The organism is Streptomyces sp. NPDC050263 (assembly GCF_040655955.1).
In the GTDB taxonomy this organism is placed as follows: domain Bacteria; phylum Actinomycetota; class Actinomycetes; order Streptomycetales; family Streptomycetaceae; genus Streptomyces.
Genome location: NZ_JBFAKW010000012.1, coordinates 39,815 through 65,761 on the forward strand (window position 1 = coordinate 39,815; position 25,947 = coordinate 65,761).

The 25,947-nt window shown below is 70.2% G+C and carries 25 protein-coding genes and 1 pseudogene; 9 read left to right on the forward strand and 17 right to left on the reverse strand.

Features of this window, described 5'->3' with window-relative positions; translation table 11 throughout:
• Positions 1-223 precede the first annotated feature (223 nt).
• Genes AB0J04_RS08005 through AB0J04_RS08020 form a run of 4 tightly spaced genes read left to right on the forward strand, consistent with a single transcriptional unit; the run spans position 224 to position 4,353 of the window.
• The gene (locus AB0J04_RS08005; protein ID WP_363167506.1) at positions 224-1,579 is read left to right on the forward strand and encodes an MFS transporter; all 1,356 of its coding nucleotides are present in this window, start codon (positions 224-226) and stop codon (positions 1,577-1,579) included.
• Positions 1,576-2,604, forward strand: coding sequence for a hypothetical protein (locus tag AB0J04_RS08010; protein ID WP_363167507.1), 1,029 nt, complete (start codon positions 1,576-1,578; stop codon positions 2,602-2,604). Before AB0J04_RS08005 ends, AB0J04_RS08010 begins: the two co-directional genes overlap by 4 nt.
• A complete protein-coding gene (locus AB0J04_RS08015; RefSeq protein ID WP_363167508.1) occupies positions 2,601-3,578 on the forward strand; it encodes a hypothetical protein in 978 nt (325 codons plus the stop codon). Before AB0J04_RS08010 ends, AB0J04_RS08015 begins: the two co-directional genes overlap by 4 nt.
• A gap of 58 nt (positions 3,579-3,636) precedes the next feature.
• Positions 3,637-4,353 (forward strand): TetR/AcrR family transcriptional regulator, encoded by a 717-nt coding sequence (locus AB0J04_RS08020; RefSeq protein WP_363167509.1) that lies wholly within the window; start codon positions 3,637-3,639, stop codon positions 4,351-4,353.
• Positions 4,354-4,606: 253 nt separating this feature from the next.
• On the opposite strand, the gene AB0J04_RS08025 is transcribed toward AB0J04_RS08020, so the two are convergent.
• Both AB0J04_RS08025 and AB0J04_RS08030 read right to left on the reverse strand, forming a co-directional pair.
• A complete protein-coding gene (locus tag AB0J04_RS08025) occupies positions 4,607-5,122 on the reverse strand; it encodes a hypothetical protein (RefSeq protein ID WP_363167510.1) in 516 nt (171 codons plus the stop codon).
• A 170-nt stretch (positions 5,123-5,292) separates the two neighbouring features.
• Positions 5,293-6,062 (reverse strand): annotated as a pseudogene (locus AB0J04_RS08030) (hypothetical protein); the annotation flags it as partial.
• 43 nt (positions 6,063-6,105) lie between these two features.
• On the opposite strand from AB0J04_RS08030, the gene AB0J04_RS08035 reads away from it, so the two are divergent.
• The gene (locus AB0J04_RS08035; RefSeq protein WP_363167575.1) at positions 6,106-6,438 is read left to right on the forward strand and encodes a transposase; all 333 of its coding nucleotides are present in this window, start codon (positions 6,106-6,108) and stop codon (positions 6,436-6,438) included.
• 367 nt (positions 6,439-6,805) lie between these two features.
• On the opposite strand, the gene AB0J04_RS08040 is transcribed toward AB0J04_RS08035, so the two are convergent.
• Entirely contained in the window at positions 6,806-8,161 is a 1,356-nt protein-coding gene (locus AB0J04_RS08040) for a TRAM domain-containing protein (RefSeq protein WP_363167511.1), read from the reverse strand.
• Positions 8,162-8,309: 148 nt separating this feature from the next.
• Positions 8,310-10,370 carry an APC family permease gene (locus AB0J04_RS08045; RefSeq protein WP_363167512.1) on the reverse strand — a complete coding sequence of 687 codons (2,061 nt, stop codon included), beginning with the start codon at positions 10,368-10,370 and terminating at the stop codon, positions 8,310-8,312.
• A gap of 423 nt (positions 10,371-10,793) precedes the next feature.
• Here AB0J04_RS08045 and AB0J04_RS08050 point away from each other — a divergent pair, with 423 nt between their 5' ends.
• Both AB0J04_RS08050 and AB0J04_RS08055 read left to right on the forward strand, forming a co-directional pair.
• On the forward strand, positions 10,794-11,462 hold the full coding sequence (locus AB0J04_RS08050; RefSeq protein ID WP_363167513.1) for a TrkA family potassium uptake protein: 669 nt from the start codon (positions 10,794-10,796) through the stop codon (positions 11,460-11,462).
• Positions 11,462-12,130 carry a TrkA family potassium uptake protein gene (locus AB0J04_RS08055; RefSeq protein ID WP_363167514.1) on the forward strand — a complete coding sequence of 223 codons (669 nt, stop codon included), beginning with the start codon at positions 11,462-11,464 and terminating at the stop codon, positions 12,128-12,130. The genes AB0J04_RS08050 and AB0J04_RS08055 overlap by 1 nt, the downstream gene beginning before the upstream one ends.
• Positions 12,131-12,170: 40 nt before the next feature.
• Here AB0J04_RS08055 and AB0J04_RS08060 read toward each other — a convergent pair whose 3' ends face one another.
• From AB0J04_RS08060 to AB0J04_RS08095, 8 genes are all read right to left on the reverse strand, one after another.
• Positions 12,171-12,944 carry a DUF3159 domain-containing protein gene (locus tag AB0J04_RS08060; RefSeq protein WP_363167515.1) on the reverse strand — a complete coding sequence of 258 codons (774 nt, stop codon included), beginning with the start codon at positions 12,942-12,944 and terminating at the stop codon, positions 12,171-12,173.
• A 3-nt stretch (positions 12,945-12,947) separates the two neighbouring features.
• The gene (locus tag AB0J04_RS08065) at positions 12,948-13,346 is read right to left on the reverse strand and encodes an OB-fold nucleic acid binding domain-containing protein (protein ID WP_363167516.1); all 399 of its coding nucleotides are present in this window, start codon (positions 13,344-13,346) and stop codon (positions 12,948-12,950) included.
• Between the two features lie 221 nt (positions 13,347-13,567).
• Entirely contained in the window at positions 13,568-14,284 is a 717-nt protein-coding gene (locus tag AB0J04_RS08070) for a response regulator (RefSeq protein WP_363167517.1), read from the reverse strand.
• The gene (locus AB0J04_RS08075; RefSeq protein ID WP_363167518.1) at positions 14,278-16,830 is read right to left on the reverse strand and encodes an ATP-binding protein; all 2,553 of its coding nucleotides are present in this window, start codon (positions 16,828-16,830) and stop codon (positions 14,278-14,280) included. Before AB0J04_RS08075 ends, AB0J04_RS08070 begins: the two co-directional genes overlap by 7 nt.
• Positions 16,831-17,028: 198 nt before the next feature.
• Positions 17,029-18,207: an alginate lyase family protein gene (locus AB0J04_RS08080; protein ID WP_363167519.1), complete on the reverse strand. Its 1,179-nt coding sequence runs from the start codon at positions 18,205-18,207 to the stop codon at positions 17,029-17,031.
• 225 nt (positions 18,208-18,432) lie between these two features.
• Positions 18,433-19,209: a DUF3710 domain-containing protein gene (locus tag AB0J04_RS08085; RefSeq protein WP_363167520.1), complete on the reverse strand. Its 777-nt coding sequence runs from the start codon at positions 19,207-19,209 to the stop codon at positions 18,433-18,435.
• Between the two features lies 1 nt (position 19,210).
• Positions 19,211-19,762, reverse strand: a complete 552-nt coding sequence (gene dut, locus AB0J04_RS08090; RefSeq protein WP_363167521.1) for a dUTP diphosphatase — start codon at positions 19,760-19,762, stop codon at positions 19,211-19,213.
• On the reverse strand, positions 19,759-20,343 hold the full coding sequence (locus AB0J04_RS08095; protein WP_363167522.1) for a PaaI family thioesterase: 585 nt from the start codon (positions 20,341-20,343) through the stop codon (positions 19,759-19,761). Before AB0J04_RS08095 ends, dut begins: the two co-directional genes overlap by 4 nt.
• A 58-nt stretch (positions 20,344-20,401) precedes the next feature.
• Between AB0J04_RS08095 and AB0J04_RS08100 the strand changes: the two genes are divergently transcribed.
• The gene (locus AB0J04_RS08100; RefSeq protein ID WP_363167523.1) at positions 20,402-20,866 is read left to right on the forward strand and encodes a DUF3093 domain-containing protein; all 465 of its coding nucleotides are present in this window, start codon (positions 20,402-20,404) and stop codon (positions 20,864-20,866) included.
• Positions 20,867-20,894: 28 nt separating this feature from the next.
• Here the strand turns inward: AB0J04_RS08100 and AB0J04_RS08105 are convergent, their stop codons facing one another.
• The 4 genes from AB0J04_RS08105 to AB0J04_RS08120 all read right to left on the reverse strand — a co-directional run bounded on the left by AB0J04_RS08105 (position 20,895) and on the right by AB0J04_RS08120 (position 24,468).
• Positions 20,895-21,860, reverse strand: a complete 966-nt coding sequence (locus AB0J04_RS08105) for a hypothetical protein (protein ID WP_363167524.1) — start codon at positions 21,858-21,860, stop codon at positions 20,895-20,897.
• 13 nt (positions 21,861-21,873) lie between these two features.
• Positions 21,874-22,170, reverse strand: coding sequence for a DUF4193 domain-containing protein (locus AB0J04_RS08110; protein WP_003993510.1), 297 nt, complete (start codon positions 22,168-22,170; stop codon positions 21,874-21,876).
• 396 nt (positions 22,171-22,566) lie between these two features.
• Entirely contained in the window at positions 22,567-23,808 is a 1,242-nt protein-coding gene (locus AB0J04_RS08115; protein ID WP_363167525.1) for a HAMP domain-containing sensor histidine kinase, read from the reverse strand.
• A 6-nt stretch (positions 23,809-23,814) separates the two neighbouring features.
• The gene (locus AB0J04_RS08120) at positions 23,815-24,468 is read right to left on the reverse strand and encodes a response regulator transcription factor (protein ID WP_003993508.1); all 654 of its coding nucleotides are present in this window, start codon (positions 24,466-24,468) and stop codon (positions 23,815-23,817) included.
• Between the two features lie 411 nt (positions 24,469-24,879).
• On the opposite strand from AB0J04_RS08120, the gene AB0J04_RS08125 reads away from it, so the two are divergent.
• Positions 24,880-25,053, forward strand: a complete 174-nt coding sequence (locus tag AB0J04_RS08125; RefSeq protein ID WP_351909625.1) for a hypothetical protein — start codon at positions 24,880-24,882, stop codon at positions 25,051-25,053.
• A 71-nt stretch (positions 25,054-25,124) separates the two neighbouring features.
• Here the strand turns inward: AB0J04_RS08125 and AB0J04_RS08130 are convergent, their stop codons facing one another.
• Positions 25,125-25,940 (reverse strand): inositol monophosphatase family protein, encoded by an 816-nt coding sequence (locus tag AB0J04_RS08130; protein ID WP_363167526.1) that lies wholly within the window; start codon positions 25,938-25,940, stop codon positions 25,125-25,127.
• Positions 25,941-25,947 lie beyond the last annotated feature (7 nt).

The window sequence follows — 25,947 nt, forward strand, 5'->3', positions numbered from 1 at the left end:
ACCTCGTTCATGTACATCGGCCAGTATGCATTGTACGCGGGACAAGAGAAAGGCCGGTGCCCACGTCGGGCTCCACGGAGGTGTCGCGGTGTTGCGGATGCGTTACGCGGCGTTGCGCCGCGCGTCGACCTATTGACCGTTGTACGTCGGACAAGTAACGCTGTCCAACGTACAGCTCTCCGCGGCTGTCCGTCCCCGCTGCTTCGATGCCCCCGGAGTCCTCATGACGGCAACCTCCCCCTCCCCGAACAAACCCTCCCCCGCGCGCCCCGAGAAAGAGCTCCCGCCCGCCGGCTCACGCCGGGTGCTGATCTCGGCATACCTCGGCAGCGTCATGGAGTGGTACGACTTCCTGCTGTACGGCACGGCCTCCGCGCTCGTGTTCAACAAGCTCTTCTTCCCCGAGCTCAGCTCGGCCGCCGGCACACTCGCCTCGTTCGGAACACTGGCCGTCGGTTACGGAGCCCGCCCGCTCGGCGGCATCCTCTTCGGACACTTCGGCGACCGCCTCGGCCGCAAGAGCATGCTGGTGACGAGCATCTTGCTGATGGGTGCGGCAAGCACCCTGATCGGGCTGCTGCCCACGCACAACACCATCGGCATCTGGGCCCCCGCCCTCTTGGTGCTGCTGCGCCTCGTGCAGGGAGTCGCCGTCGGCGGCGAGTGGGGCGGCGCGGTACTGATGACCGTCGAGCATTCCGGCAAGGGGCGGCGCGGGCTGTGGAGCAGCGTGGCGCAGATGGGCGCGCCCACCGGCCTGCTGCTGTCGACCTTCGTCTTCTCGCTGGCCAACAGGCTGCCCGAGTCGGCCTTCATGTCCTGGGGCTGGCGAGTGCCATTCCTGATGACCGTCGTCCTGGCCACCGTGGGGCTGTGGATCCGCCTCGGCGTGTCCGAGACCCCGGCCTTCGAGGCCGCACAGTCCGAGCTGGCAGCGAAGCGCGAACGGGGCGAGCGGACCCGCCCGCCGATCGTCGAACTGCTGCGCACGCAGCCCAAGGACCTGCTGCTGGCCTCGCTCATCGGGTTCGGCCCGTTCGCGGCCAACTCTGTGCTGATCACCTTTGTGATCTCGTACGCCACCCAGGTCGGGCACAGTCGCGACACCGCCCTGAACGGCCTCATGGTCGCCTCGGCGGTCTCGCTGGTCTGTCTGCCGCTGGCCGCCGCGCTGTCCGACCGGGTGGGGCGCCGCCCGGTCTACTTCGCCGGCGCGGTGCTGCTCGGCCTCAACTCCTTCCTGCTCTTCCCGCTGGTGAACGCGCACTCCACCGGGCTGTTCCTCCTGGGCTACGCGCTGGCGCTGGGCCTGCACTCCCTGATGTACGGGCCGATGGGCGCCTTCCTGGCCGAGCTGTTCGGTACCGAAACGCGCTATACCGGCGCCTCCCTGGGCTACCAGATCGCCTCCGTGGCAGGCGGCGCACTGGCTCCGATCGCCGCGACCAGCCTGCTGGCGGCGGGAGGCGGAGCGCCGAACGCCCTGTACGTGTCCTGGTTCATGGCGGGCACATGTGCCGTGACCGCGCTGGCCGTCCTGTTGACCCGGGAAACCCACAAGTCGGAACTCGGCGCATGAGCGGCGTCGTCCACACCGTGCTCGGGCCGGTCGCTCCCGACCGGCTCGGCCATGTCCAGCCGCACGAACACCTGCTCGCCGATCTCAGCCGCTACGCACCGAACGACGCCGTCGACGAACCCCTCGCCCCCGCCAACTACTTCGCCACGCGAGTGGACCGGAACAACCGGCGGGACATGGTGCTGGACGAGGTGGACACCGCCGTCGACGAACTGGCCCGCTACCGCGAGGCCGGCGGCGGCACCGTCGTGGACGCCACTCCGGTGGGCCTGGGCCGCGACCCGGCCGGGCTGCGCGAGATCTCCCGCCGCACCGGTGTCCACGTGGTGATGGGCAGCGGCTACTACGTCGCCACGTTCCACCCGCCCCAGGTCGCCTCCCTCTCACGCGATGCCATCACTCGGCAGATCACCGGTGACATCGAGCAGGGCGCCGATGACACCGGCATCCGCGCCGGTGTCATCGGTGAGATCGGCATGTCATGGCCCGCGCACCCGGACGAGGTGAAGGTGCTCCAAGCGGCCGCCCAGGCGCAGGCGGCGACCGGTGCCGCCTTGCTGATCCACCCCGGACGGCACCCCGAGGCCCCACTGCTGCACCTGCGCCAAGCCGTTGAGGCGGGCGCGGACCCCACGCGAACCGTCCTGTGCCATGTGGACCGCACGCTCTTCGAGCCCGACGAGATGCTCGCTCTCGCCGACACCGGCTGCGTACTCGAATTTGACCTCTTCGGGACCGAGTCCAGCTACTACCCGCCCGATCCCACGGTCGATCTGCCGAACGACGGCATGCGGGTCCGCCACATCGCCGCGCTCATCGCGGCCGGGCACGGCGACCGGATCACCATCGCCGAGGACATCTGCCGCCGCTCCCAGCTGACCCGCTACGGCGGCGAAGGCTACGCTCACATCCTGCGCCGCGTACTGCCGCTGATGCTGGCGCGCGGCATCGGTCCCGAGGACATCGGCAGGATCACCCGGACCACCCCGGCCCGTCTTCTCACCGTCCCCGGAAGGACCGTATGACCAGCACGGTGTCCACCGCCCGCGGCCCGGTCGCCCGCCAGGAACTGGGCACGGTGCTGCCGCACGAGCACCTGTTCATCAACCTGATGCGGGAGCGGCGCGGCGACGGGCTCATCGCCGACGAGGCCGTCGTCACCGAGGAGTTGAACGTCTTCACGGGGCTCGGTGGAGCCACCGTCGTCGACCTGACCACCGCCGAGCTGACCCCCGGCGCCGCCCCGGACGCGGGGGCCGCGCCGCCCCCGCCCGGTGCCAGCCGGGACCCGGCCAACGTCCTCGCCGTACAAAGGGTCGCCGAAGCCACCGGACTGCACGTGGTGCTCGGCACAGGGCACTACCGCGACCCGTTCCTGGACCGGGACTGGTTCGACCGTCACGGAGCCGACGCCATCGCCGAGGAGATCGTCCGCGACCTCACCGAGGGCTTCCCCGGCACCGGGGGAGTCCGTGCCGGGATCATCGGCGAGGTGGGCTGCGACAAGTGGTACATCTCCGCGGCCGAGGAGCGCTCGCTGCGCGCGGCCGCCCGTGCTCAGCGGGCGACCGGAGCGGCCATTCACACCCACGCGGCCCGCTGGCCGGTCGGCCTGCCGCAGTTGGACCTGCTCACCTCCGAGGGAGCCGACCCGGCGCGCGTCGCCATCGGCCACTGCGACACGGTGACCGCCCCCGGCTACGCCGAACAGATCGCCCGCCGCGGCGCGTACGTCGGCATCGACACGATCAACACCGCCCACACCGGCGAGGTGCGCCACCGTGTACGGATGGTGCTGGATCTGGTGAGGGCCGGGTACATCGACAACATCCTGCTCTCCCACGACGTATGCCTGGTCTCCCAGCTCCGCGCCCACGGTGGGGGAGGGTACGGGTTCGTCCACACCCGATTTCGCGAGCAGCTGCTGGCGGCCGGACTCGACGCGGGCGAGTTCGACCACATCACGACGGCGAACCCGGCCCGCCTGCTGTGCTCCTGACCTGAGCCAGCGGGCTAACGTGTCTCCGTTCGCAGCAACCGTGGAGAGAGGGACCCGAATGGGCGAGAGCAGCGGCCGTCGCCGCGGCAGGCAGGCGGCCCGCAATCCGCTGTCGCGCGCGGAGGTGATCGACGCGGCTCTGCGCTATGTGGACCTGCACGGCTTGGACGCGCTCACCATGCGGGCACTCGCCACGGAAATGGGGGTCTACCCCACGGCGCTGTACTGGCACACCGGCACCAAAGCACAGCTCGTGGCGGCCGTCTCGGCACGGGTGCTGGAGGACATTGTGCTCCCCCCCGACCACGGCATGGCCTGGGACGAGTGGCTGGCCGAGGTCGCTCGGCTGTGTCGCCAGGCGATGCACCGGCACCCCAACCTCGCCCCGATCCTGGGCTCGCAGTTGGTGGTGAGCACCACCGCGGTTCCGTTCGCGGAGCGCGTGGTGGGCGTGCTGGAGCGAGCGGGCTTCTCGGGTCGGGACCTGGTCGAGGTGTACAACGCGGTGGTCGGGTTCGTGCTCGGCTGGGTCACCCTTGAGCTCTCCAGCGTGCCGGCGGACGTGGAGGAGGGCTGGCAGAAGGAATACGCGGCCCAGCTACGGACGGTGAACCCGAATGCCTTCCCGGCCCTGACCCGCAACCTCGGTCTGCTGGAGAACAACGCGTTCCTGGTCCGCTGGGACTCCGGCAGGGACCGGCCCATGGACCGCAGCTTCGAGACCGCACTGGAACTACTGATCCTGGGGTTGCGCGTCAAGCTCACCGCAAAGTGATGAGGCGAGCGAGCGTTCGCGGTGAGTGGGCACACCGGCCGGCGCCTCCGGATCCTGGGGCGCGACCACGCACCGCGAACCGCGGCGGACATTCGTGGGTCGAACTCCCACCACGCGTCATTCGCCTCCCGGGGGCGCGCCCTGGAGACGAGGTCCGTGCACCGCTCGTCCGTGGCGCACCGCATACAGCAGGCGGCCCCTCCTGCGGACGGGAAGGCCCCTTGACCATGGCCGTACCCGCGTACGTCAGCGGCTACGCGGGATCCAGCACGGGCTTCGCGGGGAGCCCGCCGTTCTTCTCGCAGCGCAGTTCCTTGGCCATGGCCAGTGAGACGGAGTGGGCGACGGTCGCGTAGGCGTCCTTCAACGCCTCTACGTCGCCCTCGGGCTCCGTGGGCATGCCTCCGCGCCTCACGCCGATGACAATGTGGGCCGGACTCGTCGGGTCGTAGTACTTGGGACTCCGGCATGCGAAAAAGACGTACGCCTTGTCCGCCGCCGTCACGGCCAGCTCCCCCATCTTCAGCTCGGTGAATTCCGGGGCCGAGGGGCCCGTCGGGGCGCTGTCGTCCAGCGTCCAGGTGATTCTGAGCTCAAAATGCGGCGTGTCGAGGGGCGTGTAGACACGGCAGGCGTCCTCGGTCACGGTGGGTGGGAACGCCGCGACAAGGTCCGTCGCGGCCTGCGCCATGGTGTACTTCTCTGCCGACGCCTCGAACCGCGACGACCCCGTGATCACCTTCAGTGCCTTGGCCGCGTCGGCGGACATGGCGTCGCCACCGCAGAGTTGTGTCCCCGCAACGACCTTGTAGTCGTCCGGAAGTCCGTCCTCCTCCCCGTCCCCTCCACAACCCGTGGCACCGAGAAACAACGAGCCGGCCACGGCCGCGGAGAGAAGTCCCCCGCGTACCGACCTACGACTGATCACTGTCCGAATCCTTACGTGTCCTCGGCCGTCCACTGGCCGCAGCCGGTCTCCGGGTCGTTGCCCTGCTGGTTCTCCCGGTCGTTGCCGACCCCGTGGCCGATCAGCATCGATTCCACCAGGTCCTGCCTGAACAGGTCGTTCTCACCCACACCGTGATGCGACAGGAACTCTTCCCTCAGGGCCTCGGCCATGCTCTCACCGGATAGATCGTCTTCTTCTCCACGTCGGTGAGGTCCTCCATCTTCTCCTTGTGCTCGTCCACCGAGTTGTCGGAGATGTCGCCGACCATCTGGCCGATGCCCTGTTCGGCAGCACCACTGGCGGTGTGGGTCGCCAGTGGGATGAGTACCGCAGCCGTGCCCACGGCCGCCGTCGCGGGCAGGAAGGCGACGCCCGCCGCGATGCCCGCCGCGATGCCCGCCGCGATGCCCGCCGCGGCCCCGAACTCGACCCAGCCCGCCCGCTCGACGACCGCCTTCTCGTAGTCCTCGTGGGTCTTGAGGTTCGTCGCCTCCACCTGGTCGGTCCGGGACTGGTCGAGCATGCCCTGCACCTCGGCGCCCACGCGCGCAGTCGCCCTTGGCCCTGGCAGCGACCTCGTCGTCAATCTTTCCGTGAGGAAGCCCCGGACGACGCTCCGCCCGTTCCCGTCCACGGTGTCCGCGAAGTCGATGTGCCCGTCCGGATTCCTGCCTGGCGCGAACACACTGTCCGGATCGTTCTTGGCCAACGCCCAGTTGATGTCGTCGATGTAGCCGCCGCCCGTGACGCCCGGGCTGTCCACCTGGGACCCGATGCCGGTGCAGCGGCGGATCCGTGAGCGCATGCTGCCGCTGGCCGAAGCGGCGGCCTGGGTGATCGACGACGTGTCCGTACCCAAGGACGGCCGGATGTCGGCCGGGGTGGCTCCGCAGCACTGCGAAGCCCTGGGCGAACGTGCCGACTGCCAGGTCGTGGTCAGCGTCCACGCCGCCGGTGACACCGCCTCCTGCCCGCTGCAGTGGCGGCCGGCTCTGGACATGCTCGACACCCTGGCCGGCTGGGGCATCAGCCCGCCCGTGGTCGTGGCTGATGTGGCCTACGGCACCAACGCCCACCTGCGGCCGACCTGGCCCAGCGGGGAATCTACTGCACGCCGGCCGTCCGGGCGGACGTGAGTGCCCACCCGTTCGACGTCCAGCGCGTGGCTCCGGACCGCAAGGGTCCCGTCGACCGCCGCACCACGACGGATGCGGCTGCTTCTCCGCGGCGACCGTCCGTGCCTCGTCCAGGCCGGCAACCCTCGCCGCACGGGCCTTTGGGCCACGGAGCCGGGCGAACGTCTCCGGCCTGCGGGCTACGGCCACCTGCACGGCCCGGCCCTGCGCGAAGTTCCGCAACGGCGTCGCGGAGCAAGTTGACTCTCCTTCACCCCGACACGAGTCTCGGCAGCGGAAAACCGCAGGTGAGGTACTGAGCTGCCGTCCGACCTGTTGGACACGGCAAAACAGGTCGAGAGCCGACCCGGAACAGAGGATCTGCAGATCAGGCAGACTTCCGAGCAGGCTCCAGAATCGCCACGCACTCCACATGATGCGTCATCGGAAACAGATCGAACGCCCGCAACGACCGGACCCGATACCCCCCGGCCCGGAAGTACCCCAGATCCCGTGCCAGTGCCGCCGGATCGCAGGCGACGTACGCGATCTTGCGCGCCCCGAGTGACGCCATGTGTTCGACCGTCTTCTTGCCGGCCCCGGCGCGCGGCGGGTCCAGGACGATCAGGTCGACCTCGGTGATGCCGGTACGCGGGAGGACCACGTCGACCTTGCCCTGCTCGATGCGGACCCGGTCGAAGTCCGCGAGGTTGTGCCGGGCGTCCTCGACCGCGCGCTTGCCGGACTCGATGCCGAGGACCGCGCCCTTCTCGCCGAGGCGGTCGGCGAGGGCGCCCGCGAACAGGCCGACACCGCAGTAGAGGTCCAGCGCCATGTCGCCCTTGCGCGGCAGCAGGCCCTGCATGACCGCCGTCACCAGCGTGTCCGCGGCCTTCGGGTGGACCTGCCAGAAGCCGCCGCTGCCGACCCGGTGGGTACGGCCGTCGGCGCGCTCGCGCACGAAGGGGCGGCCGTGGACTCGGTGGATCCCGCCGTCCTTCTCCTCGACCCTCATCACGGACACCGGCCGGTCCAGCTCCACCAGCGGCAGTCGCGCGCCCGGCAGCGGCTCCAGGATCACCTGGCGGTCCTGCGAGCCCGTCGCCGCGATCGCGTCGACGGAGGCCATGCCGCTCCAGTCGCGCTTCTCGATGCCGAGCTCGCTGACGCCCTCCGCGGCGATCATGCAGTGGTCGATCGGCTCGACCTCGTGCGAACGGTGCCTGCGCAGGCCCGCCCGCCCGGTCTCGGCGTCGACCGCGTACTGCACGCGCGTGCGCCACTGCGGGACCTGGCCCGGCGGCAGCTTGTCGCCCTCGGCCGGCATCACGGTGCCGTCCCAGCCGGCCTCCTCGGGCGTGAGGCCCGCGAGCCGCAGCAGCTGCTCGGCGATCACCTCGCCCTTGAGCCGGCGCTGGGCGCCGGGCTTGGCGTGCTGCCAGTCGCAGCCGCCGCAGCGGCCGGGCCCGGCGTACGGACAGGGCGCCTCGACCCGGTCCTTGGAGGCGTCCAGCACGCGCACCGCGTCCGCGCGCAGGAAACGGGCGCCCTCCTCGCCGTCGGTCACCCGGGCCACGACCCGCTCGCCGGGCAGCGCGTGCCGGACGAACAGCACCTGGCCGGAGTCGGTGCGGGCGATGCAGTGGCCGCCGTGGGCGACGGGGCCGATCTCGACCTCGTACTCCTCGCCCACCAGCGATACCGCCTGCGCTTCCGCCTGCGACTTCTTCGGTTCTGCCTGCATGGCGGGGTGACTCCACAACGTCGAACGAGGAACGGCCGGACAACAGCCCACCAGTCTACGTGGCTGTCGTCCGACCGTTCACCACAAGCCGGAGCCCGATGCCCCGCGAGCGGAACGCGGAGCGTGGAGCTTGAGCTCGGAGCGCGGGTCAGCTCTTGGCGTCCGTGCCCGTCGGCTCCTTCGGGTGTCCCTGCTGCGCGGGGCCGCGCCGCACCGCACCCGGGGCGTTCCACTCCTGGCGCTTGCCGGCCCGCTTCTTGGCCGCCTCGGAGGACTGCAACTGGTACGGGACGGACGTGACCATGACGCCGGGTGTGAACAGCAGCCGGCCCTTCAGCCGCAGCGCGCTCTGGTTGTGCAGCAGGTGCTCGTACCAGTGGCCGACCACGTACTCGGGGATGATCACCGACACCGCGTCGCGCGGCGACTCCCGGCGCAGGTTCTTGACGTACTCGATGACCGGCCGCGTGACCTCGCGGTACGGCGAGTCCAGCACCTTCAGCGGTACGTCGATCCCGCGCCGTTCCCACTCCTCGCGCAGCAGCTTCGTCTCGGCCGGGTCGACGTTGACGGTGAGCGCCTCCAGGGTGTCGGAGCGCATCAGCTTGGCGTAGGCGAGGGCGCGCAGCGTCGGGCGGTGGATCTTGGAGATCAGCAGCACCGAGTGGACCCGCGAGGGGCGGACGCTGTCGTCACTGGGGCCCTCGGGGGCGACGAGTTCCGCGGCGACGCCGTCGTAGTGGCGGCGGATCGCGGTCATCGTCCCGTAGAAGATCACCATGCCGAGCAGGGCGACCCACGCGCCGTGCGTGAACTTGGTGACGAGGACGACGACCAGGACCAGGCCGGTGAAGAAGGCGCCGAAGGTGTTGATCGCGCGCGAGCGGACCATGTGACGGCGCTTGGCCTGGTCGGTCTCGGTCGCCAGGAGGCGGTTCCAGTGCCGGACCATGCCGGTCTGGCTGAGCGTGAAGGACACGAACACGCCGACGATGTACAGCTGGATCAGCCGGGTGGAGTCGGCGCCGTAGATGACGACCAGCAGGGTGGCCGCGCCGGCGAGCAGCACGATGCCGTTGGAGAACGCGAGGCGGTCGCCGCGGGTGTGCAGCTGGCGGGGGAGGTAGCGGTCCTGGGCGAGGATCGAGCCGAGCACCGGGAAGCCGTTGTAGGCGGTGTTGGCGGCCAGGAACAGCACCAGGGCCGTGGCGGCGGCGAGCACGAGGAAGAAGAAGCTGCCCTTGCCGAAGACGGCCTCGGCGACCTGGGTGATGACCGGGTTCTGGACGTATCCGGAGCCGACGGCGACACCGTCCTTCAGCAGGTCGACGGCCGGGTTCTCGGCCATCCGGACCTTGGTCACCAGGGCCAGGACGATGATCCCGCAGAACATGGTGACGGCCAGCAGCCCCATCGCCGCGAGCGTGGACGCCGCGTTCTTCGACTTGGGCTTGCGGAACGCCGGGACGCCGTTGGAGATCGCCTCGACGCCGGTGAGCGCGGCGCAGCCGGACGAGAAGGCGCGCAGCATCAGGAAGACGAGGGCGAAACCGGCCAGGCCCTGGTGCTCGGCCTTGATCGTGTACTCGGCGGTCGGCGCCCGCATCTGGTCGTCCAGCACGAGGCCCCGGAAGGCGCCCCAGGCGATCATGATGAAGACGCCCGCGACGAACACGTACGTCGGGATCGCGAAGAGCTTGCCGGACTCCCTGACGCCGCGCAGGTTCATCAGCGTCAGCAGCACGATCACGGCGACCGCGCAGGCCACCTTGTGCTCGACGACGAACGGGATCGCGGAGCCGAGGTTCTCGATGCCTGAGGCGATGGACACGGCGACGGTGAGGACGTAGTCGACGAGCAGTGCGCTCGCGACGGTCAGACCGGCCTTGGGGCCGAGGTTGGTGGTGGCCACCTCGTAGTCGCCACCGCCACTGGGGTAGGCGTGGACGTTCTGTCGGTAGGAGGCGACCACCGTGAACATCAGCACGACGACCGCGAGGGCGATCCACGGGCTGAAGTGGTAGGCCGACACGCCCGCGATGGACAGGACCAGCAGCACCTCCCCGGGCGCGTAGGCCACGGAGGACAGCGGGTCGGAAGCGAAGACGGGTAGGGCGATGCGCTTCGGCAGGAGCGTTTCCCCGAGCCGATCACTGCGCAGTGCGCGCCCGATCAGAATTCGTTTGGGCACGTCGGTCAGTTTGGACACAACAGAGGATCGTAAGCCTTCGAACACGGGACCGCCCACCCTCCCCCGGACTCAGCCGGGTGACGATTCCCGCGTCTGCCTCCCGAGTGAAATCGGCCAGGCCCGCGCCGCCGATTCCGCGACCGCGCCGATCGGCATGCCTATATGACAATCCCCGCCCGCAGCCGCCCCCGGAGGGTCCCCTTGCACACGACCGCGGAACTCATCGGCGCCATCGGCACCCTCGTCGGCCTCGGCGTCCTTACCTTCCTCAGTCTCTGGAGCATCAGCCGACGCTGATCTCGCAGACTGTCCAGCACAGGGGGTGCCCTGCGCCGACCGCGCGTGTGTAGCTTGGTCGACTGTCTGAGACCCTGTTCAAAGCCAAGCCAGATTTTAATTGACCTCTTGACTTCTTGACTTCTTGACCTCGGAAGGACGGTCGTGCACATCGTCATCATGGGCTGCGGCAGGGTGGGTTCCGCCCTCGCCCAGACCCTGGAGCAACAGGGGCACACGGTCGCAGTGATCGACCAGGACCCCACCGCCTTCCGACGACTGGGCTCCGGTTTCGGCGGCCGTCGTGTCACCGGCGTCGGCTTCGACCAGGACACCCTGCGCGAGGCGGGCATCGAGGAGGCCGGCGCCTTCGCGGCCGTCTCCAGCGGCGACAACTCCAACATCATCGCCGCCCGCGTCGCCCGTGAGATGTTCGGCATCGAGAACGTCGCCGCCCGCATCTACGACCCCCGGCGCGCCGAGGTCTACCAGCGTCTGGGCATCCCCACCGTCGCCACCGTCCGCTGGACGGCCGACCAGATGCTGCGCCGGCTGCTGCCCTCGGGCGCCGAGCCGCTGTGGCGCGACCCCACCGGGGGCGTCCAGCTCGCCGAGGTGCACGCCGCCCCGTCCTGGGTCGGCCACAAGATCAGCAAGCTGCAGGAGGAGACGGGCGTCCGCGTGGCGTTCCTGACCCGCCTCGGCGAGGCCATGCTGCCCAGCTCGCAGACGGTCCTCCAGGAGGGCGACCTGGTCCATGTGATGCTGCGCAGCGACGAGGTCGAGAAGGTCGAGGCCTCGTTCTCCGAAGGCCCGAAGGAGGACGGTCACTGATGAGGGTCGCCATTGCCGGAGCCGGCGCCGTCGGCCGCTCGATCGCGGGCGAACTGCTGGAGAACGGCCACGAGGTCCTCCTCGTCGACAAGGCGCCGACCGCCATCTCGGTCGAGCGCGTCCCGCAGGCGGAGTGGCTGCTGGCCGACGCCTGCGAGATCACGTCACTGGACGAGGCGGCCCTGCAGCGCTGCAACGTCGTCATCGCCGCGACCGGCGACGACAAGGTCAACCTGGTCGTCTCGCTGCTGGCCAAGACCGAGTACGGCGTCCCGCGGGTCGTCGCCCGTGTCAACAACCCCAAGAACGAGTGGCTCTTCAACGAGTCCTGGGGCGTGGACGTGGCCGTCTCCACCCCGCGTCTGATGTCGGCCCTGGTCGAGGAGGCGGTGAGTGTCGGCGACCTGGTCCGGCTGCTCCGCTTCAGCCACGGCGACGCCAACCTCGTCGAACTGACGCTCCCGGAGGAGTCGGCCCTGGCCGGCACCCAGGTCGGCGACGTGGAGTGGCCGGAGGACACCTCGCTGGTCACCATCATCCGAGGCAACCGGGTCCTGACCCCGTCCGCCGAGGACTCCCTGGAGCCGGGCGACGAGCTCCTCTTCGTGGCCGCCCAGGCCAGGGAGGAGCAGTTGGAGGACTTGCTGTCGGTGCGGCGCGAGGGATGAGTTCCGGGCGGGGTCCGGGGGCTTGAAGCCCCCGGACCGGCTAGCCGTCCCGACGGTGTCGGCCGCCCGCGGTCTCACCGTGCTCCGCGGCCAGCGCAGCCTTGCGCTCCTCTTCCGCCTTCTCCTCCGCCTCCATCTCCGCGAACACGTCGATCGGCGCGGGCGCCTTCGCGAGGAAGACCCAGGTCAGCCAGACGGCGAGCAGGAACGGCGGGATCTTCAGCGCCACCAGCACCCAGCCCAGCTGCGCGGTGTTCGCCCACCAGTACAGCGGGAAGAGGATCGCGCACTTGGCGAGCAGGATCAGCCCCCACGCCCAACTGGCCTTGGAGTACGCCGACTTGCGCCCCGGGTTGCGGGTCCGCCAGGAGAGGTTCTCCTTGAAGACCGGGCCGAGGATCAGACCGATCAGCGGCACCCCGCACAGCGTGGTGATGATGTACGCCAGCGCCAGCCCCAGCGTGTAGAGCATGCCCGGCAGATAGAAGTCCTTGGCGTTGCCGGTCATCATCGCGAAGGCGACGCCGAAGGCGACGCCGAAGACTCCGCTGAAGGCGTGCTTGATGGTGTCCTTCATCACCAGGCGGACCACGACCAGGACCAGCGACACCGCGAGCGCGGCGATCGCGGACATGTGCAGGTCCTTGTTGATCGTGAAGATCGTGACGAAGAGCAGGCCTGGCACCACCGTCTCGACCATGCCCCGCACGCCGCCGAATGCCTCGAACAGGGCGGCCTCGGTCACCGCCCGGGCGTCGGCCGCGGCGGTGTCCTCCGCGGTCGTGTCTTCGGTCGGCTTGTCGAGCGACGTCACCGGCTACTCCCTACCCAGGGGTCTCAGTTCGTACTTGGGGTTGAACAGCACCCGGCGGCCCCGGCTCATGGAGACCCGGCCCGATGCGATGAGCCTGCGCCCCGGCTCTATCCCGACTATGGAGCGTCTGCCCAGCCACACCACGTCCAGCGCGGCGGTGCCGTCGAACAGCTCGGCCTCCAGGGCGGGGACTCCGGCGCGCGGCCGCAGGGTGACCGTGCGCAAGGTACCAGTAACCGTGACGATCTGCCGGTCCTGGCAGTCTCCGATCCGCGTGCAACCGGCCGTCTCGGAGTCCTCGCGCAGTTCCTCGGACTCCAGGTCCTCCTGCGACGAGGAGAGCCGGTCGAGCATGCGCCGGAACCGCCCCACCGGCTTTTCGGAACGAGGAACAGCACTCATGTCTGAAGCGTACCGGGGCTCACCGACAGAGCCGCAGCCACCGCCGAACTCGGGCCACTAGGGGGCTTCTGTTGGATCTCCGTGGGAGAAGGAGCGGCGTTCGGTGCGTGCTCTCGGTGTGCCGGGCGAGAGTCCTCGTAGCGGAGCTACTAGGGCTTTCGCCCGGTGCGGCGAGAGTGCGTGCCGGCGTCGCGACGCCGCGGAGATCCATCAGAAGCCCTCTAGCGTTCGAACCGGTAGCCCATCCCGGGCTCCGTGACGAAGTGCCGGGGGTGCGAGGGGTCCGCCTCGAGCTTCCGTCTCAGTTGTGCCATGTACACCCGCAGGTAGTTCGTCTCCGTCCCGTACGACGGCCCCCACACCTCCTGCAGCAGCTGCTTCTGGCTGACCAGCCGGCCGGCGTTGCGCACCAGCACCTCCAGCAGATGCCACTCCGTGGGCGTCAGCCGGACGTCCTTCCCGGCCCGGTTGACCTTCTTCGCGGCCAGGTCGACGGTGAACTCCTCGGTCTCCACCAGCACCTCGTCCTCACCGCTCCCCGCGGGTTCGGCCCGGCGGACGGCGGCCCGCAGCCGGGCCAGCAGCTCGTCCATGCCGAACGGCTTGGTGACGTAGTCGTCGGCGCCCGCGTCGAGCGCCTCGACCTTCTCGTCCGAGGAGTGCCGGGCGGACAGCACCAGGATCGGCACCCTGGTCCAGCCGCGCAGCCCCTTGATCACCTCCACGCCGTCCATGTCCGGCAGCCCCAGGTCGAGGACGATCACGTCCGGGTGGCGGGCGGCGGCGAGCCGGAGGGCGGTGGCACCGTCGTGCGCCGCGTCGACCTCGTACTTGCGGGCCTTGAGGTTGATCACGAGGGCGCGCACGATCTGCGGCTCGTCGTCGATCACGAGCACCCTCGTGGGGGTCTGGGGTGTCCCCCCAGCCGGGCTCAGCATGAGGCCTGCCTTTCGGGTCGTACGGTGTGCGGCTCGGGGCGCGGTCCCGCCGCCGCGCGGACGGTGAGCACCATGGTGAGGCCGCCGCCGGGGGTGTCCTCGGCGTTCAGGGTGCCGCCCATGGCCTCGGCGAACCCGCGCGCGACCGCGAGGCCGAGCCCCACCCCGGCCCCGCGCGGGGCGTCGCCGTAGCGCTGGAAGGGCGCGAATATCCGCTCCTTGGCCTCGTCGGGGACGCCCGGACCGCGGTCCACCACCCGTACCTCGACCCGGTCGGACATCGCGCTCGCCGACACCAGCACGGGCTCGCCGCCCGGACTGTACTTGACGGCGTTCTCCACGAGATTGGCCACCGACCGCTCCAGCAGTCCGGCGTCCACGGCGACCATGGGCAGCGTCTCCGGGATGTCCAGCTCCACGCTCTCCTGCGGATCCGGGACCCCGCCGAGTGCCATCGGCACCACCTCGTCGAGGTCGATCTCCCGGATGATCGGCGTGACCGTACCGGTCTGGAGGCGGGACATGTCCAGCAGGTTGCCCACCAGGTGGTCGAGGCGGTCCGCGCCGTCCTCGATGCCCTCCAGCAGCTCCGCCCGGTCCTCCTCGGACCATGCCACGTCGTCGGACCTGAGGCTCGACACCGCCGCCTTGATGCCGGCCAGCGGGGTCCGCAGATCGTGGCTGACGGCGGCCAGGAGGGCCGTGCGGATGCGGTTGCCCTCGGCCAGCGCCCGGGCCTGCTCGGCCTCCTCCTGGAGCCGCCGCCGGTCCAGCACGACGACCGCCTGCGCGGCGAACGCGGCCAGCACCCGCCGGTCCTCCGCGGGCAGCACCCGGCCGGTGAGCGCCAGCGCCAGATGGTCGCCGACCGGCACGTCCACGTCCGCGTCCTCGGGCCGCTCGACCGGGCGTCCGAAGCCGACGTGGCCCGCGCGGGTCCACGGCGATCTGTCGTCCGCCCGCTCCAGCAGCGCCGCCGACTCCATGCCGAAGGTCTCGCGCACGCGCTCCAACAGCGCCTCCAGGCTGGTCTCGCCCCGCAGCACGTTGCCCGCCAGGTAGGACAGGATCTCCGACTCGGCCCGCAGCCGGGCGGCCTGGTGCGTACGCCGGGCCGCCAGGTCCACCACCGACGCCACCGAGACGCCCACCCCGACGAAGATCACGATGGCGACGATGTTCTTCGGGTCGGCGATCGTCCATCTGTGCAGGGGCGGTGTGTAGAAGTAGTTCAGCAGGAGCGAGCCCACCGCCGCCGAGGCCAGCGCGGGCAGCAGCCCGCCGAGCAGCGCCGCCGCGACGGTCACCGCCAGGAACAGCAGCATGTCGTTGGCGAGGCCGAGGTGGACGGTGTTCAGCAGCAGCGCCAGCAGCGCCGGGACCACCACCCCGACCAGCCAGCCCCAGACGATCCGGGCCCGCCCGAGCCGGGCGCGCCGGGCCACCGGCAGCCCACGCCCCCTGGCGACCTCGTCGTGGGTGACGATGTGCACGTCGAGGTCGGACCCGGACTCCCGGGCGACCGTCGCACCGACCCCGGGCCCGAAGACGTACTGCCAGGCCTTGCGGCGGGAGGAGCCCAGCACGATCTGCGTGGCGTTGACCCCGCGGGCGAAGTCGAGCAGCGCGGCCGGGATGTCGTCGCCGACCACATGGTGGAAGGTGCCGCCGAGGTCCTCCACCAGGGTGCGCTGGACCGCCAGCTCCTTGGGTGAGGCCGAGGTCAGCCCGTCGCTGCGCGCGATGTACACGGCCAGCACCTCGCCGCCGGCGCCCTTCTCCGCCAGCCGCGCCGCCCGCCGGATCAACGTGCGCCCCTCCGGGCCGCCGGTCAGTCCGACCACGATCCGCTCGCGCGAACCCCAGATCGCCGACACCCGGTGTTCGCTGCGGTACTGCTTCAGGTACTCGTCGACCCGGTCGGCCACCCAGAGCAGGGCCAGCTCCCGCAGGGCGGTGAGGTTGCCGGGCCGGAAGTAGTTGGACAGGGCCGCGTCGACCTTGTCCGGCTTGTAGATGTTGCCGTGCGCCATGCGCCGTCGCAGCGCCTGCGGTGACATGTCGACCAGCTCGATCTGGTCGGCGCGCCGGACGAACTCGTCGGGCACCGTCTCCTGCTGCCGTACGCCCGTGATCGACTCGACGACGTCGCCGAGAGACTCCAGGTGTTGGATGTTCACCGTCGAGACCACGTCGACACCGGCGGCGAGCAGTTCCTCCACGTCCTGCCAGCGCTTGGCGTTGCGCGAGCCCGGGGCGTTGGTGTGGGCCAGTTCGTCCACCAGGGCGACCTGCGGGGCACGTGCGAGGACCGCGTCCACGTCCATCTCGGTGAAGACGGCGCCCCGGTACCCCAGCTCCCGGCGCGGGACCTGTTCCAGGCCGTGCAGCATCACCTCGGTGCGCGGCCGGTCGTGGGGTTCGACGAACGCCACCACGCAGTCCGTGCCGCGCTCCACCCGTCGGTGTGCCTCGGACAGCATCGCGTACGTCTTGCCGACGCCCGGTGCCGCACCGAGGTAGATCCGAAGCTTGCCGCGTGCCATGGCCTCATTGTCTTCCAGTGACTGCTGCATACGCAGCGTCGACCTTACGGCCAACAGTTCCGACATAAGGGACGAGCTGAGGGGCGAGAGTCGCCTTTGACGCAACCCTGACGCGGCGGGACGATCACCGGCGCCCCTCAGCCCTTCATCGGACGAGCCCCCCGAATCGGTTCACGCGGATCGGCCAGGATTTCCGCGTCACGCGAGGTTGTCCCCGTGGGTCAGCGTCTCCCAGGCGACGAAGAGGTTGTTGCTGCCGGCCGGGCGGTTCTGCAGGGTCAGTGTCTGCGTGTTGGTCATCGCGATGCCGAGCCGGTTGTGGAGCGCGTTGTAGCCGACCTCGGTGACCGGGCCGAGCCCCGTCGTGAGCGAGCCGCCGCACAGCCAGCCGGGCACGGCCGCGCCGAGCTGGTACTTGGCCTGGAAGCCGAGGGCCTGCCGCAGCCGTTCGCCGACGTCGGTGCCGTACAGATCCTGGCCCTGGATCCGGCTGGTCTCGGCGACGTGTGAGATCGCGGAGATGCCGTACCCGGTGTGGGTGAGGTCCCGGCAGGTCTCCTGGGTCAGCCCGGTGACGAAGGTGCCCTGCCCCTGCCAGTAGGCGACGATCTTGTCCCGGGTGTTCAGGTTCTGGCTCGGCACGGTCTTCGGCAGCTCGCCGTCGGAGGACAGGTAGACGTAGGCGGCCGTGCGGGTGCGGAACTTCGCCATGGCCTTGTCGTACGACGTCCGGTCCTCGAGGAAGACGGAGATGCCGATCGCGGCCTCCGTCATCGACAGCTCCCAGTTCCCGTTCGAGTGGGAGCCGTTGATGATCTCGGGCAGATAGACGTCCCGCAGCATGGTCGCGAAGCGGCCCGAGCCGGCCCAGCCGCCGGAGTACGTGTACTTGATGATCTCGGCGGCCCGCGGCCAGGACGATCCCGCCCAGCCGGTCTGCAGGGGCGCGTTGCTGTTGGTGTGGTCCTTGATGACGCCCGACCAGGCGTCCATCAGCTCGATGGCCTTCTTCGCGTACCGCTCGTCCCGCGTGACGTACCAGGCGAGCGCGTCGGTGTAGGCGGCGAGGGCGTCCTCGCGTTCGTCCGTGCAGCCGTTGTTCGGGTTGGAGTAGGGACCGCACTCGACGACCGCACGGGGCTTGGGGGTGCGGCTCAGGCTGGCGTATTTGCTCGCCAGCAGCTGGTCGAAGGCGCCTTTCCAGGGCTGGGCCGCGGAGTCGACCTTGCCCCGGACGAAGTCCAGCTGCGCCCGGGAGACGGTGACCCCGGGATGGGCGAAGGCGGTCGGCGCGGCTTGAGCCCGGGGGGCGTTCGGGGACGCGAGGGCGCCCAGGACGAGGGCGGTGACGGTCACAAGGAATGCGGTTCGACGCACAGCGGCTCCGTTTCTTGTTCGCGTATATGAACACAGAGCGCCCTTATGAACTCAGGCGTTGAGCGGAGACCGTAGGTCCAGACCAATAGGCCGTCAAGGGTTCCCGCACGGGAAGGAACTGGGAAGGGACATGCCAAAGGGCCGCACCCCCATGAGGGGTACGGCCCTTTCAGTCGTACGGCCCGCCGTCGAACCAGGAACCCGGAACGAGGCGGCCCGGCCGGGCTAGCGGACCTCGGTGATCTCCGGTCCGCGCTGCAGCTGACCCATGCCGCCGGAGAAGCGGGAGCCCTCCTCCTGCTGCTGGACGCCCTCGGGCACCATCTGCGCGTCGTTCGGCAGCTTGAGGACGATCGGGTCCCGGGGCGCCATCGGGCCCTCGCCGCGGACCACGACCGTGTCACGGAAGATGTTCTCCAGCAGGCCGGCCGCCTGCGGCTGCACCGCGCCCTGCCCCGAGATCACCCCGCGCAGGAACCAGCGAGGACCGTCCACGCCGACGAACCGCACGACGTGGAAGCCGCTCTTGCCGTCCGGCAGCTGCACCGGCACCTGGGCCCGCAGCTCCCAGCCCAGCGGACCCTCGACCTCGTCGACGATGCCGCCCTGCTGGGTGATGCCGGAGCCGATCTCCTCGCGCACCTCGCCCCAGATGCCCTCGCGCTTGGGAGCGGCGAAGGCCTGGAGCTGGATGGCGCTGTCGCGCAGCACGACGGTCGCCGCGACGATCGCGTCACCGGCGACCTCGACCCGCAGTTCCATGCCGTCGACCCCGGGCACGAAGATCCCGCCGAGGTCCACGCGGCCGTCGGCCGGGTCGCGTACCTCCGAGTCGTCCCAGGGCCCGTCGGGCCGCGGCTCGGGCTCGAGCCGCACGCGCTCGCGTGCACCCTCGCCCTCGCCCTCTACGTCGTCCGCCTCAGTGTCGACACTGTCGACGACCTGCTCGGCCTCGCCGGCCGCGTCCTCGGCGGCACCCTTCTTCTTGCGACGTCCGAACACGTCACTGTCCTTCCCGGTCGGATACGACCGAAGCGTATCGATTCCCACCCGTCGCGCCGCCCTCGGCGGCCGAACCGCTTGTACCGCTTGCGCCGCCCACCGCGGCGTGCCCGCCGGTGGACCCGAAGCCCCCTGCGGCCCGCGCCGAGTCGGGAAGCTCCGCCACCTCCTGGAAGCGGACCCTCTCGACCTGCTGGACGACCAGTTGGGCAATCCGGTCGAAGCGCTCGAACCGCACGGACTCGCGCGGGTCGAGATTCACCACGATCACCTTGATCTCCCCACGGTACCCGGCATCAACCGTCCCCGGGGCATTCACGAGGGCGACGCCGCACCGTGCGGCGAGCCCCGAACGCGGGTGCACGAAGGCCGCGTACCCCTCCGGCAGGGCGATGCACACCCCCGTGGGCAGGACGGCCCGCTCCCCCGGCGCGAGTTCCCGGCTCTCCGTGGTGCGCAGATCGGCTCCCGCGTCCCCCGGGCGCTCGTACGTCGGAAGCGGTACGTCGGGGTCGACGCGCCGGATCAGGACGTTCAGGGGGTCGCGGCTCACGGGTTCACCTCGAAGGCGCGGGTGCGCCTGATCTGGTCCGGGTCGCTCATGGCGGCCTGGATCTCCTCCTCGCGGCCGTGGCTCACGAAGTGCTCGACCGCGACCTCGACGAAGAGGGCGTCGGCGCGGACGGCGACGGGACCGTCGGGGCCGCCGATCCGCCCGGTGGCGGTCGAGTAGATCTTGCGCCTGGCCACCGCGGTCACCTCGGCCTCCAGATGGAGCGTGGTGCCGACGGGCACGGGCCGTACGAAGTCGGTCTCCAGCCGTCCGGTCACGGCGATCGTCCGCAGCAGCCAGTTCAGCGAGCCCAGCGTCTCGTCCAGGGCGCTGGCAAGGATCCCGCCGTGTGCGAGACCGGGCGCGCCCTGGTGGGCGGGCTGCACGGTGAACTCGGCCGTTACGGTCACCCCCTCGCCGGCCCGCGCCTCCAGATGCAGCCCATGGGGCTGCTCGCCACCACATCCGAAACAGTGTTCGTAGTGGGCACCGAGCAGCTCGCCGGGCGCCGGAGCGTCGGGGTGCCGAACGGGTTTCACGGCATCGGCCGGAGGCTCAAGAGCTGGGGAAGTACCACTCACAGCCGCAGACCTTACCCGCGCGTCCGGCAAGAGCGGACACCGTGCCAAGCTTGGCTCCATGCAGCTCTCCGCCGCCCCTTACGAAGAACGCCTCACCGCCCCTCGCTCGTGGTGGTTCGTCTCGTTCCTCGTGGGCGTATCCATGGCCCTGATCCTGCTGCCCTTCGGCACCCTGCCGTTGCTCGGCGGCCTGGTCGGCGGCACCGCCGCCGCGGCGGTCGTGGCGAGTTCCTACGGATCCCTCCGTATCCGCGTGGTGGGCGACTCGCTGATCGCGGGCGAGGCGAAGATCCCGGTCGCGGCCCTGGGCGAGGCGGAGATCCTGGACCCGGAGGAGGCGCGCGCCTGGCGCACGTACAAGGCCGACACCCGCGCCTTCCTGCTGCTGCGCGCCTACATCCCGACGGCGCTGAAGGTGGAGGTCACCGACCCGGCCGACCCCACGCCGTACCTGTACCTGTCGACGCGGGAGCCGGAGCGCCTGGCGCAGGCTCTGAAGGCGGCGCGGGAGACGGCCGCGTAGCCGGAGAGCTCAGCGGCCCCCCTCGGCTTCAGCCCCCGAGTTCTCTGGGGTTCTCGGGGTTCAAGGGGTTCTCGGGGATTTCCCCGATCGCCAGTGGATCCGCCGGCTTCTCCAGCGGCGGCAGTGCGGGCAGCGCGTCCCACGGCACCTGGATCTTCCTCAGGTCGGCCCGGACCTTCGCGGCGACCCTCCTGGTGTCCCGGCGGTTCATGACCGCTCCGACGGCGGCTCCGACCATGAAAGGCATCAGGTTCGGCAGGTCGCGGACCATGCGCTTCATGATCTGCTGGCGCAGCTCGCGCTTCATCTGGCCGCCGAGCGCCGAGTTGACCGACGACGGCTTCAGGACGTCGACCCCGCGTTCGCCCGACCAGGAGCGCAGGTAGGCGGTGCTGCGGTCCTTGAGGTTGCCAGAAGGTCGCACGCCGTAGACCTCGTGGAGTTCGGCGATCAGTTTCAGTTCGACCGCCGCGACCCCGGTGATCTCCGCGGCCAGTTCGGTCGGCATCGCGGGCGGCACAGGGAGCATCGCCGCCGCCCCGATGCCCGCTCCGACGGTGGACGTGGCGTTCGCCGCGCCCGTCACGAGCTTGTCCGCGAGCTGTTCGGGGCCGAGGCCCGGGAACTGTCTGCGGAGCGTCTGAAGGTCCCGTACGGGGATCCGCGGGGCGATCTCGATGACCCGGTCGGCCAGGTGCGCCAGCCCCGCCCTGGCGCGGTCACCGCCCTTGCGGACGCCTTCCCGGGCCAGGCCGACGGCCTTCTCCCGGATGACCGCCGCCCGTCGCCTGGCGACGGGGGCGGCATTCCGCGTCTGCACCGGGCGGTCACCCCGGTCGGTCGCGGGTTCGAGCGAGGCCGATCCTGCAGGGACCGCTCCCGTACCGGATGAGCCTCGCTCGTCGTCACGCACGCCGTGAGGGCCGTGGGAGGGCCCTTTGTCCGTTCCCCCCAGGGGGAAGCGGCGCTTCCGAGGAGGGGTCGAGCCAGTCACGGCCGACCCGTCCTCAGTCGCAGTCGCGGCAGATCGGCTGGCCGTTCTTCTCGCGGGCCAGCTGGCTGCGGTGGTGCACCAGGAAGCAGCTCATGCAAGTGAACTCGTCCTGCTGCTTCGGCAGCACCCGGACAGCCAACTCCTCATTGGAGAGGTCTGCACCGGGCAGCTCGAGCCCCTCCGCGGCCTCGAACTCGTCGACGTCGACCGCTGAGGCGGACTTGTCGTTCCGCCTGGCCTTCAGCTCTTCAAGGCTGTCGGAATCCACGTCGTCATCGGTCTTGCGTGGGGTGTCGTAATCGGTAGCCATTTCGCCTCTCCCCCTCTGGGTGTCTGCGGTGTCTCCAGCGCACGTAACGCGTGAGAGGCCGGACTTGTGCCCGCCTCGAGGCGGAGATTTTGCCTCACATCAAGGTCTGTTACTCAATCGACACCCAACCGAACTCCTCACGAGTGATCGGCGTAGATGGCGATCGGGACCGTACACGGTCCGAATGCCGCACTTCAAAGGCGTCTCACCGTGTACTTCCCGTGATCAGGACCCCCGAAAACCCGGATTTTCCGGGCCTTACGGCAGCATTCATGATCACGGAGAGTAGATGGCCGGAAATTCGCCCTTGTGATCGATCACACACGGGAAAGCCGAGTAGGCGCCCAGAAAATTCCGCGCAAAGCGAACATCCCCGCGGGTGTCGGCGCAATGATCTCAGACAGGCAAGGTGACTCGCATCACCAGCCCACCCCCTTCACGCGGCTGGGCCGCGATATGGCCGCCGTGCGCCCGCGCCACGGACCGCACGATGGACAGCCCGAGCCCGACGCCCTTGTCGCTGCCCGTCCGCTCCGTACGCAGCCGACGGAAGGGCTCGAACAGGTTGTCGATCTCGTACGCCGGCACGACCGGTCCGGTGTTCGACACGACCAGGACCGCCTGGCCGTGCTGGACGTCGGTGGTCACCTCGACCCAGCCGCCCTCGGGCACGTTGTACCGTACGGCGTTCTGTACGAGGTTCAGGGCGATCCGCTCCAGCAGCACGCCATTGCCCTGGACGACCGCGGCCTTCTGCTCGCCCCGGATCACCACGCCCTTGGCCGCCGCCTCCCCGTGCACCTGGTCGATGGCCTGCTCGGCGACCTCGGCCAGGTCGACCGGCTTGCGCTCGACGATCTGGTTGTCGCTGCGGGCCAGCAGCAGCAGACCCTCGACGAGCTGTTCGCTGCGCTCGTTGGTGGCCAGCAGCGTCTTGCCGAGCTGCTGCAGCTCCACCGGCGCACCGGGGTCGGAGAGGTGCACTTCCAGCAGGGTGCGGTTGATCGCGAGCGGCGTCCGCAGCTCGTGCGAGGCGTTGCCCACGAAGCGCTGCTGGGCCGTGAAGGCGCGCTGGAGCCGCTCCAGCATGTCGTCGAAGGTGTCGGCCAGCTCCTTCAGCTCGTCGTCCGGTCCGTCCAGCTCGATCCGGCGGGACAGGTCCGAGCCCGCCACCGCGCGCGCGGTGCGGGTGATCCGGCCCAGCGGGGACAGAACGCGCCCGGCCATCGCGTAGCCGAAGGCGAAGGCGATGACCGCGAGGCCGAGGAGGGCCAGCAGGGAGCGGCTGAGGAGGTCGTCCAGCGCATGCTGGCGCTGGCTCTCGGCGCACTGTTTGAGGAACTCCGTGAGTTGATCCTGGTTGGTCGCCGCGTCCAGCTGCGGACAGGTGGAACTGCTGATGTCGAGATTGCTGCCGGTCACCCGGAAGGACTGGCCGCTTCCCTCGTGGAGGGCCTGAGCGGCCAGCAGGTAGATGATCGACAGCAGCAGGATGCCCGCGATCAGGAACATCCCGCCGTAGAGGAGCGTGAGACGTATACGGATGGTGGGCCGCAGCCACGGGAAGGGGATCTGCGGGCTTCTGGGGTCCCAGGTGGGCTTCGGCGGCGCCTGGGGCGGCGCGGGTGTCGCGGCCATGTCGCATCAGATCCGGTAGCCGGAGCCGGGCACGGTGACGATCACCGGAGGTTCGCCCAGCTTGCGGCGCAGCGTCATGACGGTCACGCGCACGACGTTGGTGAAGGGATCGGTGTTCTCGTCCCAGGCCTTCTCGAGGAGCTGTTCCGCGGAAACCACCGCTCCCTCGCTGCGCATCAGCACCTCCAGGACGGCGAACTCCTTCGGCGCGAGCTGGACCTCCTTGCCGTCGCGGAAGACCTCGCGGCGGTTGGGGTCGAGCTTGATGCCGGCGCGCTCCAGGACGGGCGGCAGCGGCACGCTGGTGCGCCGGCCGAGGGCACGCACGCGTGCGATCAGCTCGCTGAAGGCGAAGGGCTTGGGAAGGTAGTCGTCGGCGCCGATCTCCAGACCCTCCACCCGGTCGCTGACGTCGCCGGAGGCGGTGAGCATCAGCACGCGCGTGGGCATGCCGAGCTCGACGATCTTGCGGCAGACGTCGTCGCCGTGCACGAGGGGGAGGTCGCGGTCGAGGACGACCACGTCGTAGTCGTTGACGCCGATGCGTTCCAGGGCGGCCGCACCGTCGTACACGACGTCGACGGCCATGGCCTCCCGGCGCAGTCCGGTGGCCACCGCATCGGCGAGCAGTTGCTCGTCCTCGACGACGAGTACGCGCACGTCGATCGTCCTTCCTGTGTCCACCCGCGTAGCGCTCCGTGAGCGCACGCCGGCAGGGGTTGGTGAGTGTGGGCTTCCATCCTGCCCTTTTCGGCCATAAGTCGGCGGTAAGGCGGGTGGGAGCGAGATGAAGGACGGGTGTGAAGCCCGGGAATGCGAGATTTTCTCGTCGGGTTGAGGTTTCCGTGGAAGGGAGCGGGGGGAGGACGGCTTTACACCCCGCGATCACGCTCTGCATGTGCCGCAGCACCATGCGGCAACTTGCGATCCACTTGCCGCAGAGTGGGCGTGGGTGTCCGGCACCGTCGCCGCCCGGCAGGGCAGCGCTGGGCACCTATGAGACGTGATCGCCCCTTCCCGACCGGCACACCCCCGTGCCATGACCCACGACCCAGGACGAGGGGGCGCAGCATGGACGCATTCACCGCAGGACTTCTGCAGCGCATAAGGGCGACCGAGTCCGACCTGACGCGGGCTCGCGACGAGGGCGACGACTTCCTCGTCGAGGTGGAGCAGGCCGAGCTCGACGACCTGCGCCGCCTCGCCGCCGAGCACGGCGTGGAGGTCGGCGCGACGAGCGTCTGAGCAGTTCGCAGGATGGAGGGGCCCCGGCGAATCCAGCGCCGGGGCCCCTCCGCGTGTCCGCGCGAGGCGGCTCAGTCGTGCCAGGCGCCGAAGTCCTCCAGCAGCCTCTGGAGGGGCTCGAAGACGCCGGGGGTGGCGGCGATCGCCAGGTCGCGTGCGGGGCGCTCTCCGGGCCGTCCACCGGTCAGCGCGCCCGCCTCCCGGGCGATCAGGTCGCCCGCGGCGAGGTCCCAGGGGTGCAGCCCCCGCTCGTAGTAGCCGTCGAGCCGGCCCGCGGCCACGTCGCACAGGTCGACCGCGGCCGAGCCGCTGCGCCGGATGTCGCGCACCAGCGGGATCAGCCGCCGGGCGACGTCGGCCTGGTGGACGCGGACCTCGGTGACGTAGTTGAAGCCGGTGGAGACCAGTGCCATTTCGAGGGGCGCCGTCGGACGGCAGGACAGGACACGTTCGCCCGCCCCGCCGCCGCTCCCCCGGGCCCCGCCGCCGCGCACGGCGTGGAACGTCTCGCCCCGCATCGGGATCTCGACGACCCCGACGACGGTCTCGCCGCCGCGCTCGGCGGCGATGGAGACGGACCAGGTGGGCAGGCCGTAGAGGTAGTTGACCGTGCCGTCGAGGGGGTCGATCACCCAGCGGATGCCGCTGGTGCCCTCGCTGGAGGCGCCCTCCTCGCCGAGGAAGCCGTCCTCGGGGCGGTGTTCGGAGATCAGGCCCGTGATCAGTTTCTCGGCCGCGATGTCCATCTCGGTGACCACGTCGATGGGGCTCGACTTGGTGGCGGCGACCGCGAGGTCGGCCGGGCGGCCGTCCCGCAGCAGCTCACCGGCCCGGCGGGCGGCTTCGCGGGCGAGTTCGAGCAGTTCCGTGTGCAGGGGGTCGGTCACGCCGTTC